General features: G+C 73.0%; 14 protein-coding genes and 2 tRNA genes. 10 read left to right on the top strand and 6 right to left on the bottom strand.

The genetic code is table 11. The features are described from left to right. Positions 1-161 precede the first annotated feature (161 nt). Positions 162-479, top strand: coding sequence for a hypothetical protein (locus P3T41_RS04990; RefSeq protein ID WP_280687979.1), 318 nt, complete (start codon positions 162-164; stop codon positions 477-479). Between the two features lie 54 nt (positions 480-533). Here P3T41_RS04990 and P3T41_RS04985 read toward each other — a convergent pair whose 3' ends face one another. From P3T41_RS04985 to P3T41_RS04975, 3 genes are all read right to left on the bottom strand, one after another. Continuing rightward, the gene (locus P3T41_RS04985; RefSeq protein WP_280687977.1) at positions 534-842 is read right to left on the bottom strand and encodes a hypothetical protein; all 309 of its coding nucleotides are present in this window, start codon (positions 840-842) and stop codon (positions 534-536) included. 251 nt (positions 843-1,093) lie between these two features. After that, complete coding sequence (locus P3T41_RS04980; protein WP_280687975.1) at positions 1,094-2,749, bottom strand: alpha/beta hydrolase; 1,656 nt, start codon at positions 2,747-2,749, stop codon at positions 1,094-1,096. Further along, a complete protein-coding gene (locus tag P3T41_RS04975; protein ID WP_280687973.1) occupies positions 2,749-3,120 on the bottom strand; it encodes a PE domain-containing protein in 372 nt (123 codons plus the stop codon). Before P3T41_RS04975 ends, P3T41_RS04980 begins: the two co-directional genes overlap by 1 nt. 191 nt (positions 3,121-3,311) lie before the next feature. On the opposite strand from P3T41_RS04975, the gene P3T41_RS04970 reads away from it, so the two are divergent. The 7 genes from P3T41_RS04970 (at position 3,312) to P3T41_RS04940 (ending at position 10,606) form a co-directional block, all read left to right on the top strand. Continuing rightward, positions 3,312-4,802 carry an MFS transporter gene (locus tag P3T41_RS04970; RefSeq protein WP_280687971.1) on the top strand — a complete coding sequence of 497 codons (1,491 nt, stop codon included), beginning with the start codon at positions 3,312-3,314 and terminating at the stop codon, positions 4,800-4,802. 238 nt (positions 4,803-5,040) lie between these two features. After that, positions 5,041-5,116, top strand: a tRNA-Thr gene (locus P3T41_RS04965). Positions 5,117-5,322: 206 nt separating this feature from the next. Continuing rightward, entirely contained in the window at positions 5,323-5,985 is a 663-nt protein-coding gene (locus P3T41_RS04960) for a response regulator transcription factor (RefSeq protein ID WP_280687969.1), read from the top strand. Between the two features lie 258 nt (positions 5,986-6,243). Next, entirely contained in the window at positions 6,244-7,425 is a 1,182-nt protein-coding gene (gene galT, locus P3T41_RS04955; protein ID WP_280687967.1) for a galactose-1-phosphate uridylyltransferase, read from the top strand. Continuing rightward, complete coding sequence (gene galE, locus P3T41_RS04950) at positions 7,422-8,390, top strand: UDP-glucose 4-epimerase GalE (protein WP_280687965.1); 969 nt, start codon at positions 7,422-7,424, stop codon at positions 8,388-8,390. Before galT ends, galE begins: the two co-directional genes overlap by 4 nt. A gap of 30 nt (positions 8,391-8,420) precedes the next feature. Beyond that, the gene (gene galK / locus P3T41_RS04945; RefSeq protein ID WP_280687963.1) at positions 8,421-9,554 is read left to right on the top strand and encodes a galactokinase; all 1,134 of its coding nucleotides are present in this window, start codon (positions 8,421-8,423) and stop codon (positions 9,552-9,554) included. 155 nt (positions 9,555-9,709) lie between these two features. Further along, positions 9,710-10,606 carry a response regulator transcription factor gene (locus P3T41_RS04940; protein ID WP_280687961.1) on the top strand — a complete coding sequence of 299 codons (897 nt, stop codon included), beginning with the start codon at positions 9,710-9,712 and terminating at the stop codon, positions 10,604-10,606. A gap of 50 nt (positions 10,607-10,656) precedes the next feature. Here the strand turns inward: P3T41_RS04940 and P3T41_RS04935 are convergent, their stop codons facing one another. The 3 genes from P3T41_RS04935 to P3T41_RS04925 form a co-directional block, all read right to left on the bottom strand. Further along, positions 10,657-11,154, bottom strand: coding sequence for a MarR family transcriptional regulator (locus P3T41_RS04935; RefSeq protein WP_280687959.1), 498 nt, complete (start codon positions 11,152-11,154; stop codon positions 10,657-10,659). Positions 11,155-11,280: 126 nt separating this feature from the next. Then, positions 11,281-11,973: a TetR/AcrR family transcriptional regulator gene (locus P3T41_RS04930; protein ID WP_280687957.1), complete on the bottom strand. Its 693-nt coding sequence runs from the start codon at positions 11,971-11,973 to the stop codon at positions 11,281-11,283. Positions 11,974-11,999: 26 nt separating this feature from the next. Beyond that, a complete protein-coding gene (locus tag P3T41_RS04925) occupies positions 12,000-12,959 on the bottom strand; it encodes an acyl-CoA desaturase (RefSeq protein WP_280687955.1) in 960 nt (319 codons plus the stop codon). A gap of 173 nt (positions 12,960-13,132) precedes the next feature. Here P3T41_RS04925 and P3T41_RS04920 point away from each other — a divergent pair. Together P3T41_RS04920 and glmU are read left to right on the top strand one after the other, a co-directional pair. Next, a tRNA-Gln gene (locus P3T41_RS04920) sits at positions 13,133-13,205 on the top strand. A gap of 176 nt (positions 13,206-13,381) precedes the next feature. Then, complete coding sequence (gene glmU, locus P3T41_RS04915; RefSeq protein ID WP_280687953.1) at positions 13,382-14,851, top strand: bifunctional UDP-N-acetylglucosamine diphosphorylase/glucosamine-1-phosphate N-acetyltransferase GlmU; 1,470 nt, start codon at positions 13,382-13,384, stop codon at positions 14,849-14,851. Positions 14,852-14,994: the final 143 nt, after the last annotated feature.

Raw genomic sequence — 14,994 nt, 5'->3', positions numbered from 1 at the left:
TGGGACCCCCCCCCCCCCCCCCCGCCTCTGCGGGGGCCCCCCCCCCCGGGGGGCGGGGCCCCCCCCCCCCCCCCCGGGGGGGCCCCCCCCCGGGGGGGGGGGGCCCCCCGCTACTTGGTGGCTTTCAGTGCTGCACCCGACTTCGGGTTAGGCCGTCACCGGTGGGGTCGACCGAGCGTCTGGCGGCGCTGCACGTGGGGCAGGTTGACGGTCCGTCGCTGGTGGCGGAGTTGCGCGAGGCGTTGTTGCTGGCGCCGACCGGGAGCGGTGAGCTGCTGGCTGCGGATGCGGCCGGGGTGCGCTGGTTGTACGCGTTCACCGACGAGCCCGCGCTGGCGCGGTTCGCGTCCGCGCGCGGCCTGGATGGCGAGGTGGACTACCTGACGGTGTACGGCTCGCGGCTGCTGGGATGTGGCGGTGGTGGCCCGGTGACGTGGGTGTCAATGCGGGGCGGATTCGGGTCCTGGATCTGCGCGTGACCAAAGCACCCGCCGACGACGCACAGGCAACTCCGGCGCGCGTGCGCGAATTGCTCAGTTGGACCAGAACGGGTCGTCAGTGGTCGGCAGGATGTCCGGGTTGCCGTTGGCGAGGGTGGGCTGTGGGGGCTCGGGGCCGAAGGGGACGGGGGTGAGGGGGATGGGGGTGACGGCGGCGGTGATGGTGATGTTGCCGGGGTAGCCGACCCGAAGGTTGAGCGCGGCTCCGTCGGACGCCCTGGCGTAGATGGCAGGCATGCGCGCGTCCGCGTTCACGCTCTCGATCGTGTAGCCGCGCTCCTTCCAGTGGCGTTCCACCAGACCGAGCAGGGCGCCGTACTTCGCGGACGAGACCTTGGTCATGACGTAGCGATCGAGGGCTACGTTGGCCGTTCCGCTTGGCGCGTCGTTCTCAGTGGTGGTGGGCCAGCCCTCTCTGAACCGGAGAGGGGGAGCGACGGCGGCAAAGGTGTCATCAAGAAGTGCGTGCAGCCTGTTTCGGGCTTCGTCGGGGCTCATCATGGCGGTGGTCACCTTGGGGGAGGTCTGTCGGCAGGCCGTGACGGGCAGCACGGCCAGTACCGAGAGGAGCAGAGCGGCAGGCAGGCGGGACCTCATCGCGGAACCTGAGGCTGCGTTCGGTCCGGATGGCCGGAGATGATCTGCCCGATGTTGTACAACGAGTTCCCGCCGCTGGGGTCCAGGTAGTTCGAGTGGGCCCGGAAGCTCCCTGATGGTCCGTCAGCCACCTCGAATCGGTGAGCCCCGAACTCCGCGCTCGCCGGATCCCTGCCGAACCACCGCTGCTCGTGGTCGCCGACTGCCTCCTTCAGCGGATCGGGCAGGTAGGTCACCGGATCGTTGTCGGCCGCGCCGACCCAGACGTGACCGGCGCCAACGCCCAGCTGCGCCGCCTGCTGGGCACCGGTCCCCGGACTGCCGATCAGGATCATCTCGTCCGCGCCCGTGCCGCCGGAGCGTTGGCCGGCCAGACCGACGGTCAGTGAGCCGTAACTGTGGCCCAGCGCGGTCAAGTGGGCCGGCGGGCCTTCGTGACTGGCCCGCAGGCCGGCCATGAACCGGTCGTAGGTCTCGGCGCCGGCACTGGCACGAGACTTGCCCATGACCGCGAGGGTCTGCGGGTCGAACTTGTCGACCCCCGGAGGCGGGTCGTAGCCGAGCCAGACCATGGAGGCCGTGGTCCGCGTCGGATCCGCGGTGTGGGCGGCAGACCACACGTTGAACGCCCGGTCCCCGTCCTTCCCGCCCACGGACCGCAGCTCCGTCCCCAGCCCTGGGACGTACGCGCTCACGTTGCTCGCCGTGTCCGGGTTGCCGAAGGAGAGGATGCCGCGACCCTGGCCCTCGCCGGAGATGCCGTAGAGCAGCACGGGCGGGGTGGCCGGGCTGCGGTCGAGGCGGTCCTGGATGGCGCGGAAGCCGTCGAGCTTGAGTTGGTCGGTGACGGATCGCCAGCTGCGGGCGGCGAAGTCGGTGAGGTAGCGCTGGAGCAGCAGGCGGTTGGCCTGGTCGCGGGCGGTGGCGGGGAGGCCGTCGCGGTTGCCGATCAGGTCGGGGCGGGTGGTGATGAGGCGCTGCTGCTGGTCCGCAGGGAGGGAGCGCCACCAGGCGGCGACGGTGGCGGGGGAGGCGGACGGGGGTGGGACGGCGTTGCGTAGGAAGTCGGGGGCGGTGATCTGGGGGGAGAGTGGGGCAGGGGTGTACGGGTCGGGGGCGAAGCTGCGGTCGGTGAGGCCGGAGCCGTCGGTGGCGGCGCGGGTGAAGCCGGTGAGCTGGTCGGCCAGGGCCTGGTCGAGCGCGTCGGCCCGGTCGAGGACGGTACGGACGCGCTGGCTCAGTTCGCCGTGCCGGGCCCGGGCGTCGGGGTCGTGGCGTTCGGCGGTCGCCTCGGCGGGGTCCAGTGGGGCCGATCCGTCGGCGTCGACGGTCACTCCGGCGGCCCGGGCGTCGGCCAGCGCGGAGGTCAGCTCGGCCTGGGTGAGTTGCAGGGCGTCGGCGCCGGCCCGCAGGCAGGCGCCGATCCGCCGCAGTTCGGTGCGGGCGGCGATCAGGCGGTCGTCGGTCTGCTGGAGCGAGGCGCGGCAGGCATCGGCGGCGGTGCCGAGCCAGCCGGAGCGGGTGGTGCGGTCGTGGACGCCGGACTGCCATTCGTCGACGTGCTGTTGGAATGCGGCGGCCAACTGCTCGTAGGCCTCGGCGCAGTCCGGCAGCAGCAGCGGGTCGGCCTCCCGCAGGGCGGCGAGCTCCATCAGCGGCCGGCCGGGTGGGTGGCGAAGGGGGCGGCGGCGGCGTGCTGCGGGCCGGGCCGGCCGGGCAGGGGCGTCGGCGGTGCGCCGAGCGCGTCCACCGCGGTGACCTCGCCGTCGCGGTACTGCTGTGCGGTGGTGGCCAGGCGCTGCCCCTGGGCGTCCAACTCGCCCGCCAGGGAGGTCAGCAGGGCCCGCCAGGAGTCGCCGCAGGCCCGCAGCGCGGCGGCCGTGCGCCAGCCCACGAGCCGGGTGGCGGCCGCGGCGCCGGCGGGGGTGAGCTGCTCGCTCTGGCCGGGGATGCGCGTGGCGATCGCCTGCGCGCACTGGCCGGCGCCGGTCAACTCCTCGGGCCGGACCTGGAATCCACCCATGAGGCCTCCGAATCGGGAGCGATTCCCGCCGGTTTCCGGCGGGCACGGTGAGTGGTCGGAGCATAGCGTTCGGTGGCGGGTGGTGTACAAATCATCGCCGCGCACCACCCCGGGGCGTATACGAACGGCGTGCGCCCCCGTCACTCGACTGGCGGCTGCGCGGTGCCCGGTCCGCCCGGCATCGTCGACGTATGGCGATTGACATGGCGTCAGGTGCGTCGGATCAGGGCGCCCCGGACCTCGGCAGTGGCGAGGGCCTGGGGCGGGTGGCGGTTGCCGCCTTCGTCGGGACGGCGGTCGAGTTCTATGACTTCTTCTTGTACGGGATGGCGGCGGCCCTGGTCTTCGGGCGTGAGTTCTTCCCGGTGCTCACTCCGGTCAACGCGCTGCTCGCGGCCTTCTCGGTCTATGCGGTGGCGTTCGTGGCCAGGCCGGTCGGGGCGGTGGTGTTCGGTCACTTCGGGGATCGGGTGGGCCGCAAGGCCGTGCTGGTGGCGTCGCTGCTGATGATGGGGCTGTCGACGGCGGCGGTCGGGGTGCTGCCCGGGTACGGGCGGTTGGGCGTCTGGGCCCCGGTGATCCTGGTGCTGTTGAGGTTCTGCCAGGGGTTCGGGCTGGGGGGCGAGTGGGGCGGCGCGGCGCTGCTGCTCGCGGAGTACGCGCCGGTGCGCCGCCGTGGCCGGTACGCCGGATACCTGCAACTCGGGCCCTGTGCCGGCTCGGTGCTGGCGACCGCGGTCTTCCTGGTGCTCTCGGCCCGGCTCAGCGAAAGCCAGTTCGCGGGGTGGGGGTGGCGATTGCCGTTCCTCGGCTCGCTGCTGCTGGTCGGCGTCGGGCTCTTCGTCCGGCTGCGGATCGCGGAGACCCCGGTCTTCGCCGAGGTCGCGGCCGTGGCGACGGCCCGTGCCGCGGACTCCGCGGACTCCGCGGACGCCGCAGACTCCACGGGTGCCACGGATGCCACCGGAGGCGAGGGGGCCGACGGCGGGTCGGCGGCCCCGCACGCGGTGCCCGTGCTGGCGGTGCTGCGCGAGCACTGGCGGACCGTCCTGCTGGGTGGCGGCGCGCTCTCCTTCGGGTACGCGCTCTTCTATCTCACCAACACCTACGCCCTGGCCTACGCGACCGGTCAACTGGGTCTGGACCGGACGATGATGCTCACCCTGCAACTGCTCGCCGCCCCGGCCGGCGCGCTGGCGGTCTGGTTCAGCTCGGGCGGGTCCGACCGCTGGGGGCGGCGACGAACGGTCCTGGCGGCCACCACGGTGGCGGTCGCCTGGTCGCTGCTCTTCTTCCCGCTGCTGCAGAGCCTGCGGCCGGTCCTGGTGCTGTTCGCGCTGGTCGCCTCCGCCCTGCTGATCGGGTTGCTGCTCGGGCCGGTGGGGGCCTACCTGCCGGAGCTCTTCCCGACCCGGGTGCGCTACACCGGCGCCGCGCTCACCTACAACCTCGGTGGCGTGGTGGGCGGCGGGACGGCACCGCTGCTGGCGACCAGGCTCACGGCCACGTACGGGACGGCGACGCCGGTCGGCTGGTATCTGGCCGGGCTCGGGGTGGCCTCGGTGCTCTGCCTGCTGCTCCTGCCGGAGACCGGCGGACTCGACCTGACGGGTGATCAGCTCCCCGCCGGCCGCCGGGGCCGCCGGGCCGCCAGCCCGCTGAGCGGGGGCCCGGCCATGTGAGCGGAGGTCCTGCGAGGTGGGCCCGGGCGCGCCAGTAGGCCAGTCGACCGGGGTGGCCGGAGGCGCGGCAGCCCTCCGCAGCACAGGTCCGCCGCACAGGTCAGCAGCCCGGGTCCGCCGCCCGTGTCCGGCCGGCCGGCTCGGCGCGCCCCGCGCCGCAGGGCGCGTGAATCCGGGCAGGCACCGATTTCCCAATCCCGCCGATGACCATGTAATGTCTTCCTCGTTCGACCGGTTCGCCCCTATAGCTCAGTCGGTAGAGCGTCTCCATGGTAAGGAGAAGGTCTGCGGTTCGATTCCGCATGGGGGCTCCATCAGAGAAGGTCCTCGCCATCACGGCGGGGGCCTTTTTCGTTATCCTCCTGCCACTGCCTTGAGCGGTCATCATCCGACCCGCCGAGATCTGGCGAACAGGTCCGCGATGCGCTGTGATGGGGCGTCAACAGTGCTGTGGCGTACGGCCGGTACGCATCGCGCGGGTTCGGCTCCGCGCAGGGTACGGGGGAGGGCCCCTTTGGGCGTGCGGCTCGTCGTGGTCGACGATCACCGATTGCTGGCCGAGGCGCTGGCGGCGGCGCTGCAGGTGCGCGGTCACCGAGTGCTGGCGGTGGGCTGCCCGACGGCGGCCGGGCCCGAGCTGGCCGCCCAGCGCCGCCCGGAGGTCTGCCTGCTCGGTGTGGCCCGGCCGGGAGCCCCGGGGGCGTTCGCGCCGGTGCGCCGGCTGCGCCAGGAGCGGCCCGAGGTCGCGGTGGTGGTGCTCGGCCCGGTGGACGACCTGCGGGGGGTGGCCAACGCCTTCGCGGCGGGCGCGGCCGGCTACGTCCGCAGCGACGAGCGGATCGACGTGGTGGACCGCGCCATCATCCGGGCCAGGGCCGGCGAGGCGGCGGTCGCGGTGGAGGTGCTCCAGGCGGCCTTCGAGCGGTTGCTGCACCCGGTGCACGAGCCCGACGACGAGGCGCTGCGGCTGCTCGGCTCGCTGACCCGTCGGGAGGTCCAGGTGCTGGCCCGGATCGCCGAGGGCCAGGACACCCAGGAGATCGCGGCCGGCATGGGGATCGCCCCGAGCACGGCGCGCACGCATGTGCAGCGGGTGCTGATGAAGCTGGGCGCCCGCACCCGGCTGGAGGCGGCGGCCGTCGCGGACCGCACCGGACTGCTGGCCCGGTTGGGCGGCGAGTAGCCCCGCCCTGAGCGTCCGGCGCGTCCCCGGAGGGGTGCCCGACGGGGACCCGGGCGGGCTCGACACGGCCCCAGCGGTGTTCGGTGTGCCCCCGGCCGGTCCGCGAACAGCGCCCGCCCGCCGGGCCCTTCTCATCTTTCTTGGTCGCGCCGTGTCCTGGCACGCCGATCTGCGTCCCGATCTGTTGACTGCTGATGAGTAATGTTTGATTATGTGTGAAGCATTGAACGGCGAATAGCCACAGCGAGGGCGGAGACTGTGCGGAAGACCACGACCAAGCTGGCGGACGGCCGCGAGCTGATCTACTACGACCGGGACGAGTCGGCGCTGCGCGACGTCCGTGACCGGCGTCCGCTGGAGCCGACCGCGAGCCTCGCCGAGATCCGCCGCGACCCCGTGCTCGGCGACTGGGTCACCGTGGCCGCGCACCGCCAGGCCCGCACCTACCACCCGCCGGCCGACGAGTGCCCGCTCTGCCCCAGCCAGGGCGACCGCCTCAGCGAGATCCCCGCCGCCGACTACGACGTGGTGGTCTTCGAGAACCGCTTCCCCTCGCTCGCCGCCGACGCCGCCGCCTACGTCGAGGCGACGGGAGAGGCGGCGACCGGCCAGCCGCCGTCCGCCGACCCGTCCACCGTGCCGTCCGCCGACCCGTCCACCGAGTCGCCCGCCCTGCACCTGGCCCGACCCGGTGTCGGCCGCTGCGAGGTGGTCTGTTTCACCGCCGACCACCGCGCCTCGTTCGCGGGGCTCGACGAGGCCAAGGTCCGCCTGGTGCTGGACGCGTGGACCGACCGCACCGCCGAGCTGGGCTCGCTGCCCGACGTCGACCAGGTCTTCTGCTTCGAGAACCGCGGCGCCGAGATCGGGGTGACGCTGGCTCACCCGCACGGCCAGATCTACGCCTTCCCTTTCACCACCCCGCGCACCGTCAAGATGATCACCCAGGCGAACGAGCACCGCGCCCGCACCGGCCGCAACCTCTTCGAGGACCTGCTGGCGGCCGAGCTGGCCGACCCCGTCCGGGTGGTGCTGGCCGGCGAGCACTGGACGGCCTTCGTCCCGTTCGCCGCCCGCTGGCCGTACGAGGCGCACCTCTACCCGAACCGCCGGGTGCCCGCGCTGACCGCGCTGAACGAGGCCGAGCGGGCCGAGTTCCCGCGCCTCTACCTGGAGCTGCTGCGCCGCTTCGACCGGCTCTTCGGCACGGGCGCCGAGGCCCCGGACCAGCTGCCGCCCCCCACCCCCTACATCGCCGCCTGGCACCAGGCGCCCCGCAGGGGCGGTGCCGAGCTGGCACTGCATCTGGAGCTGTTCACGATCCGACGTACGGTAGGCAAGCTGAAGTTCCTCGCCGGCGTCGAATCCGGCATGGACGCGTTCGTCAACGATGTGTCGCCCGAGGCGGCGGCGCAGCGCCTGCGGGAGGTCGCAACATGAGCAAGTACCTGGTCACCGGCGGTGCCGGCTACGTCGGCAGCGTGGTCGCCGCACACCTGCTGGAGGCGGGACACCAGGTGACCGTGCTGGACGACCTGTCCACCGGCTTCCGCGAGGGTGTGCCGGCCGGCGCCGAGTTCGTCCAGGGCCGGGTCCAGGACGCCGCCGAGGTGCTGGACGGCGGCGCCTTCGAGGCCGTGCTGCACTTCGCCGCCTCCTCGCAGGTCGGCGAGTCGGTCGCGGACCCGGAGAAGTACTGGCGCAACAACGTGGCCGGCTCGCTGGAGCTGGTCAGCGCGATGCGCAAGACGGGCGTCCGCAAGCTGGTCTTCTCCTCCACCGCCGCCGTGTACGGCGAGCCGGAGGTCACCCCGATCGCCGAGACCGCCCGCACCTCGCCGACCAACTGCTACGGCGCCACCAAGCTCGCCGTCGACCACCTGATCACCAGTGAGGCGATCGCCCACGGCCTGGCCGCCGTCAGCCTGCGCTACTTCAACGTGGCCGGTGCCTACGGCGCCTACGGCGAGCGGCACGACCCCGAGTCGCACCTGATCCCGCTGGTCTTCCAGGCCGCGCTGGGCCAGCGCCCGCACATCTCGGTCTTCGGCGAGGACTACCCGACCCCGGACGGCACCTGCATCCGCGACTACATCCACGTCGCCGACCTGGCCGAGGCGCACCTGCTGGCGCTGACGGCCGCCAAGCCGGGCGAGCACCTGATCTGCAACCTGGGCAACGGCAGCGGCTTCTCGGTCCGCGAGGTGATCGAGTCGGTCAAGCGGGTCACCGGCCGGGAGATCCCGGTGGTCACCACCGAGCGCCGCCCCGGCGACCCGGCCGTCCTGGTCGCCTCCGCCGAGCGCGCCCACCAAGCCCTCGGTTGGACGCCCGAGCGCCCCGAGCTGGACGCCATCGTGGCCGACGCCTGGGCCTTCACGCTCGCCAAGTTCAACGCCAAGTAGCGGTAGCGACCCTGCGGGAGAGCAGAGAACGTGAGAGACGAGTTCGAGTCGATCTTCGGCGCCGCCCCCACCGGGGTGTGGGCGGCGCCCGGCCGGGTCAACCTGATCGGTGAACACACCGACTACAACGACGGGTTCGCCCTGCCGATCGCTCTCCCGCAGGCTGTGAAGGTGGCCGCCCGGCCGCGCTCCGACGGGCGGCTGCGGCTCTACAGCGCCCAGGGCGACGATGTGGTCACCGACCTGCCGGTGGCCGAGCTGGCGCCCGGCCTGGTGACCAGCTGGGTGAGCTACCCGGCCGGCGTGGTCTGGGCGTTGCGAGAGGCGGGGCACCGGATCGGCGGCGCCGACCTGTACTTCGACAGCGACGTGCCGACCGGTGCGGGCCTCTCCTCCTCCGCCGCGCTGGAGTGCGCCGTCGCGGTGGCCTACCGCGAGCTGTACGGACTCGGCCTCACCTCGGCCGAGTTGGCGCTGCTCGCGCAGAGCGCGGAGAACCGGTTCGCGGGGGTGCCGTGCGGGGTGATGGACCAGATGGCCTCCTGCTGCTGCACCGAGGGGTCCGCACTCTTCCTGGACAGTCGTGACCTGGCGCACCGTCAGGTCCCGTTCCGCCCAACCGAGCAGGGGCTGGAACTGCTGGTGATCGACACCCGGGTCAAGCACGACATCGGGGACGGCGGCTACGCCGCGCTGCGGGCCGGCTGCGAGCGGGCGGCCGAGCTGCTCGGGCTGGCGGCGCTGCGCGACCTGCCCGCCGAGCGGCTGTCCGGTGCGCTGGCCGCGCTGCCGGCCGAACTGGGCCCGCTGGTGCGCCATGTGGTGACCGAGAACGAACGAGTTCTGCGCGCGATCGCGCTGCTGGACCGAGGCGAGTTCGCCCGGCTCGGACCGATTCTGACCGAGGGCCATGCCTCGCTGCGGGACGACTTCCAGGTCTCCTGCCTGGAGACCGATCTGGCGGTCGACACGGCGCTGCTGGCAGGTGCGCTGGGCGCCCGGATGACCGGTGGCGGCTTCGGCGGTTCGGTGATCGCCCTGGCCCCGCAGCAGGCTGCGCAGGCGGTCGGAGCGGCCGTCACGGCGGCGTTCCTGGCGGCGGGGTACGCGGCTCCGCAGGTCTTCCCGGCGAGCGCGAGTGCGGGGGCCCGCCGACTGGTCTGATCCGCTGGTCCGACCTGCTGATCGAACCTGCTGTCGACTTCGCACAGGATGACCGGATCTGACGGAATTTCACCGAACCCCCACCGGCGCGCCCTGCACCCCGTACCCTGAGTCCGGTATCGGATGGGGGCCCGAGCCGAAGCAGGGGGAACAAGATGGGGCGGATCCGCGTCCTGGTGGTCGACGACCACCGGATCTTCGCCGAGGCGCTCGCCACCGCGCTCTCCGCCGAGCAGGAGATCGAGGTCGGCGCCGCGGGTAGCGCGGCCGCCGCCGAGCATGCCCTGGAACGGGCCGCTGCCGAGGGTCGGCCCTTCGACATCCTGCTGGTCGACGCCGACCTGGGCGCGACCGCCGCAGTGCTCGGCCCGCCGCGCCGCCCGCGGCCGGGGGCGGAGCCCGAGGGCGCGGGCCCGACGGCGTTGCGCCGCCCGACCGGCGTCGTGCCGGCCCCGCGCCGGGCCGGCAGCGCGCTGGTCCCGGCCCGGCTGGTCGGCCCGTCCGCCGTCCCGGTGGAGGCCCGCCCGTCCAGCACGGCGGCGCAGCGCCGCCCGGTGGACGGGATCACCCTGCTGGGCCGCTCCTGCCACACCTATCCGGGCCTGCGCGCGGTGGTGCTGGCCGCCGAGGAGGATCCGCGCCGGGCGGTGCGCGCGCTCTACGCGGGCGCGGCCGGCTGGGTGGCCAAGGAGAGCTCGCTGACCCGGCTGCTGACCGTGCTGCGCGGGGTGCTGCGCGGCGAGACCCATCTGCCGCCCTCCCTGCTCACCGGCGTGGTGCGGGAGTTGACCACGGCTCGGCGCGACCGCACGGAGAGCGAGCGGCTGGTCGAGTCGCTGACGCCCCGGGAGAAGCAGGTACTGCGCTGCATGGTGGCGGGCCTGGGCCGGCAGGCGGTGGCCGAGCGGCTCTACCTCTCCCCGCACACCGTGCGCACCCACATGCAGAACGTGCTGGGCAAGCTCGGGGTGCACTCCACCCTGGCCGCCGTCGCGCTGGCCCGCCGGGCCGGGGTCGGGCCGGCCGAGCCGGCGGGCGCGCCGACCTCCTGAGCCGGCCGCGCCCAGTGACTCCGGAGGCCCGTACCGGCTGAACTCGAAGGTCAGCCAGGGATGTTGTCGAACGGCGCGACCAGCTGCCGCAGCAGCGAGGCCAGTTCGGACTGCTGACCGCCCGACAGCTCGGCGAGCAGTTCGCGCTCGTGCGCGAGCAGCCCGGCCAGTGCCTGATCGGCCTTCTCCTGGCCGGTCTCGGTCAGCCGGACCAGCACTCCGCGCCGGTCGTCCGGGTCGGGCAGTCGCTGCACCAGGTCCTTGCCGGCCAGGCGGTCGATCCGGTTGGTCATGGTGCCGGAGGTCACCAGGGTCTGGGTGAGCAACTGCCCGGGGGAGAGCTGGTAGGGGCGCCCGGCCCGCCGAAGCGCCGTCAGCACGTCGAACTCCCAGGGCTCCAGGCCGTGCTCGGCGAAGGCCGTGCGCCGGGCCCGGTCCAGGTGGCGGGCGAGCCTGCTGACCCGGCTGAGCACCTGGAGCGGTTGCACGTCGAGGTCGGGGCGCTCTCGGCGCCATGCTGCGACCAGGCGGTCGACCTCGTCCTCCATGTGGATCAGTGTATCGGGGGTTCTGTCGATATGAAGCCTCTTGACATCGAGAAACCGTTCACCGCCCGTTGATCCGCCGGGAAACCACCCGTCGGCTTAGCGGGTCCGCCAGTTAGGGGGCCGGTCTCAGTTCTGCCGGTCGCCCACCAGCTTCGGGTGCCGCTCCATCCCCTCCAGGCCGTGCCAGGCCAGGTTCACCAGGTGCGCGGCGACCTCGGCCTTCTGCGGCTTGCGCACCTCCAGCCACCACTGCCCGGTCAGCGCGACCATGCCCACCAGCATCTGCGAGTACATCGGCGCGAGCCGGGCGTCGAAGCCGCGGGCCTTGAACTCCAGGCCGAGGATGTCCTCGACCTGGGTGGCGATGTCGCTGATCAGCGAGGCGAAGGTGCCGGTGGCCTGGGCGACCGGGGAGTCCCGGACCAGGATCTTGAAGCCGTCGGTGGAGGTGTCGATGTAGTCCATCAGCGCGAAGGCGGCCTGCTCCAGCAGCTCCCGCGAGTGACCCCCGGTCAGTGCCCCGGTGACCATGTCGAGCAGCAGCTGCATCTCACGGTCCACCACCACCGCGTAGAGCCCCTCCTTGCCCCCGAAGTGCTCGTAGACCACCGGCTTCGAGACGCCGGCCCGTTCGGCGATCTCCTCCACCGAGGTGCCGTCGTAGCCGCGCTCGGCGAAGACGGAGCGCCCGATGTCCAGCAGCTGCTCGCGCCGTTGCTTGCCCGTCATCCGAACCCGGCCCGCTCGCCCGCGGGCCGGGGCCGCCGAGGAGGAGGCCGGGCGATGGCCGTCTGCGCTGTCTCCGTTGCTCCCGTTCACCCCTCCATCATGCTGTAGCCGACGGGTCATGCGGTGCGCCGGGCGTCGATGCGCCCCGCGTCGGGCCAGCGGACGTCACGGGCCCAGCCGGCCTGCTCGAACCAGCGGATCAGCCGGGCGGAGGAGTCCACCTGGCCGCGCAGCACCCCGTGCCGGGCCGAGGTCGGGTCGGCGTGGTGCAGGTTGTGCCAGGACTCGCCGCACGAGAGCACCGCCAGCCACCAGACGTTGCCCGAGCGGTCGCGGGACTTGAACGGGCGCTCGCCGATCGCGTGGCAGATCGAGTTGATCGACCAGGTCACGTGGTGCAGCACCGCCACCCGGACCAGCGAACCCCAGAAGAAGGCGGTCAGCGCACCCTGCCAGGACCAGCTGAGCAGCCCGCCGGCCAGCGGCGGAAGCAGCATCGAGATGGTGGTCCAGAGCCAGAAGAGCCGGGAGACGGCCCGGATGTCGCGGTCCTTCACCAGGTCGGGCGCGTAGATGTGCTGCGGGGTCTGCTCGGAGTCGAAGAGCCACCCCATGTGCGCCCACCAGAGGCCCTTGAGCAGCGCCGGGACGCTCTCGCCGTAGCGCCAGGGCGAGTGCGGGTCGCCCTCCTTGTCGGAGAACTTGTGGTGCCTGCGGTGGTCGGCCACCCAGCGCACCAGCGGGCCCTCGACGGCGAGGCTGCCGGCCACCGCCATGGCGATCTTCAGGGCCCGGCCGGTCTTGAACGAGCGGTGGGTGAAGAAGCGGTGGTAGCCGACGGTGACGCCGTGGCAGGTGAGGAAGTACATGACCGTCGCGATCGCCAGGTCCCGCCAGCCCAGGCCCCAGCCCCAGGCCACCGGTGCGGCGGCCAGCAGGGCGAGGAACGGCACGGCGATGAAGAACCCGAGGGCCAGCCGTTCGGCCAGTCCCTGCTTCTCGCCGCCCAGGGTGGCGGAAACCTCGGAGGCGGGCCGGGCGGCTGGCGCCGGCGCTTGGTCGGCCTGGATCGTCATGGGCTGTCCCTTAGGGATAAGGAGCGGTGCCTACGGTTGCGTAACTTACGGCATCGTAAGTTGCCGGGCCCGCCAAGGGAAGCAGGGCGCGGCGGAGCGGGCCTCGGGTGTCACCCTGGGGATCGAAGGCGATACCCAGCCGGGGGAGGACTCCGGTATGGTCTGAGCAGCCATCCGCCGTGGGGTAATCGGCAGCCCGCAGGCCTTTGAAGCCTTGCAGTGTTGGTTCGAATCCAACCGGCGGAGCACTGCGCGTGGCCGGGGCGGTTCGCCCCGGCCACGCGTGCTGGTGTGCGAGTGTTATCACCTTGTGCGGTTATTCTCAGGACTGGTCATTCTCGGGCCCGGCCGACCGCGCGGTGCGCGGAGTCGCGTCGACGATCCCCGCCCGTCCTCCGGTCACCCCTCAAGGAGCCTCCCGCGTGAGTGCCAACCCCCTTGCCGCCGTCATCGTGCTCGCCGCCGGTGAGGGCTCCCGGATGAAGTCCAAGGCACTGCCCAAGGTGCTGCACCCGATCTGTGGCCGGAGCCTGCTGGGACACGTGGTGACCGCCGCCGAGGAGCTGGCGCCGGAGCACCTGGTGGTGGTGATCGGGCACATGAAGGAGCAGGTCGCGGCCCACCTGGCCGACGCCCATCCGCAGGTGCACTCGGTGGTGCAGGAGGAGCAGCGCGGCACCGGGCACGCCGCCCGGGTCGCCCTGGAGGCGCTGGCCGTCGACGGGATCACGCTGGACGGCACGGTGATCGTCACCTACGGGGACGCCCCGCTGCTGTCCGCCGCCACCCTGCGCGAGCTGGCCGGGCGGCACGCCGCCGAGGGCAACGGCGTCACCGTGCTGACCGCCGAGGTGCCCGACCCGCGCGGCTACGGGCGGATCCTGCGCGATCCGGCGGGCGGCGCGGTCACCGGCATCGTCGAGCACAAGGACGCCGACCCGGTCCAGCTCGCGATCACCGAGATCAACTCCGGTGTCTACGCCTTCGACGGCAAGCTGCTGGCCGAGGCGCTGACCCGGATCGGCACGGACAACACGCAGGGCGAGGAGTACCTGACCGACACCCTGGAGATCCTGCGCTCGGCCGGGCACCGGGTGGGCGCGCTGGTGGCCGCCGACCACCGCGAGATCGTCGGCATCAACGACCGGGTCCAGCTCGCCGAGGCCCGCCGGCTGCTCAACGACCGGCTGCTGGAGACGGCGATGCGGGCCGGGGTCACCGTGGTCGACCCGGCCAGCACCTGGATCGACGCGCAGGTGAGCTACGAGCCGGACGCCGTGGTGCTGCCCGGCACCCAGCTGCACGGCGCCACCCACCTCGGCGCGGGCTGCCAGGTGGGCCCGCACTGCACGCTGACCGACACCGTGGTCGGCGCCGGCGCGACGCTGACCAACGCGGTGGTCGAGCAGGCCGAGATCGGTGCCCGCGCCACCGTCGGCCCGTTCGCCTACCTGCGCGGCGGCGTGGTGCTCGGCGAGAAGGGCAAGGTCGGCACCTTCGTCGAGGTCAAGAAGTCGAGCATCGGGGCCGGCGCCAAGGTGCCGCACCTCTCCTACATGGGCGACGCCACCATCGGCGAGGGCGCCAACGTGGGCGCGGCCTGCGTGACCGCCAACTGGGACGGGGTGAACAAGAACCCCACCGTGATCGGTGCGCACGCCCGGGTCGGCACCGACAACATGCTCATCGCCCCGGTCACCATCGGTGACGGCGCGTACACCGGTGCCGGCTCGGTGATCACCAACGACGTGCCCCCGGGCGCGCTCGGCGTGAACCGCGCACAGCAGCGCAACATCGAGGGCTGGGTGGCGCGCAAGCGCCCCGGCACTGCTTCCGACGAGGCGGCGGCGGCCGCGCTGGCCAAGGCGGCGGCCGAGGCCCCGGAGGCCTGAGCCGCCTGGAGTGGCGAGCCGCACAGGTCCCGGGCCGGGTCCTTCGCGAGCGGGCGCGTAACCTGGTGTACATACGTGCGCCGTGGGGCTGTAGCCCGTGCCGAGGCGTACCCATTCCCTCGTCGACCACCGGCCCGGGCGGC

The organism is Kitasatospora sp. GAS204B (assembly GCF_029892155.1).
GTDB lineage: Bacteria > Actinomycetota > Actinomycetes > Streptomycetales > Streptomycetaceae > Kitasatospora.
This window is presented reverse-complemented; position numbering and strand designations above follow the sequence as displayed.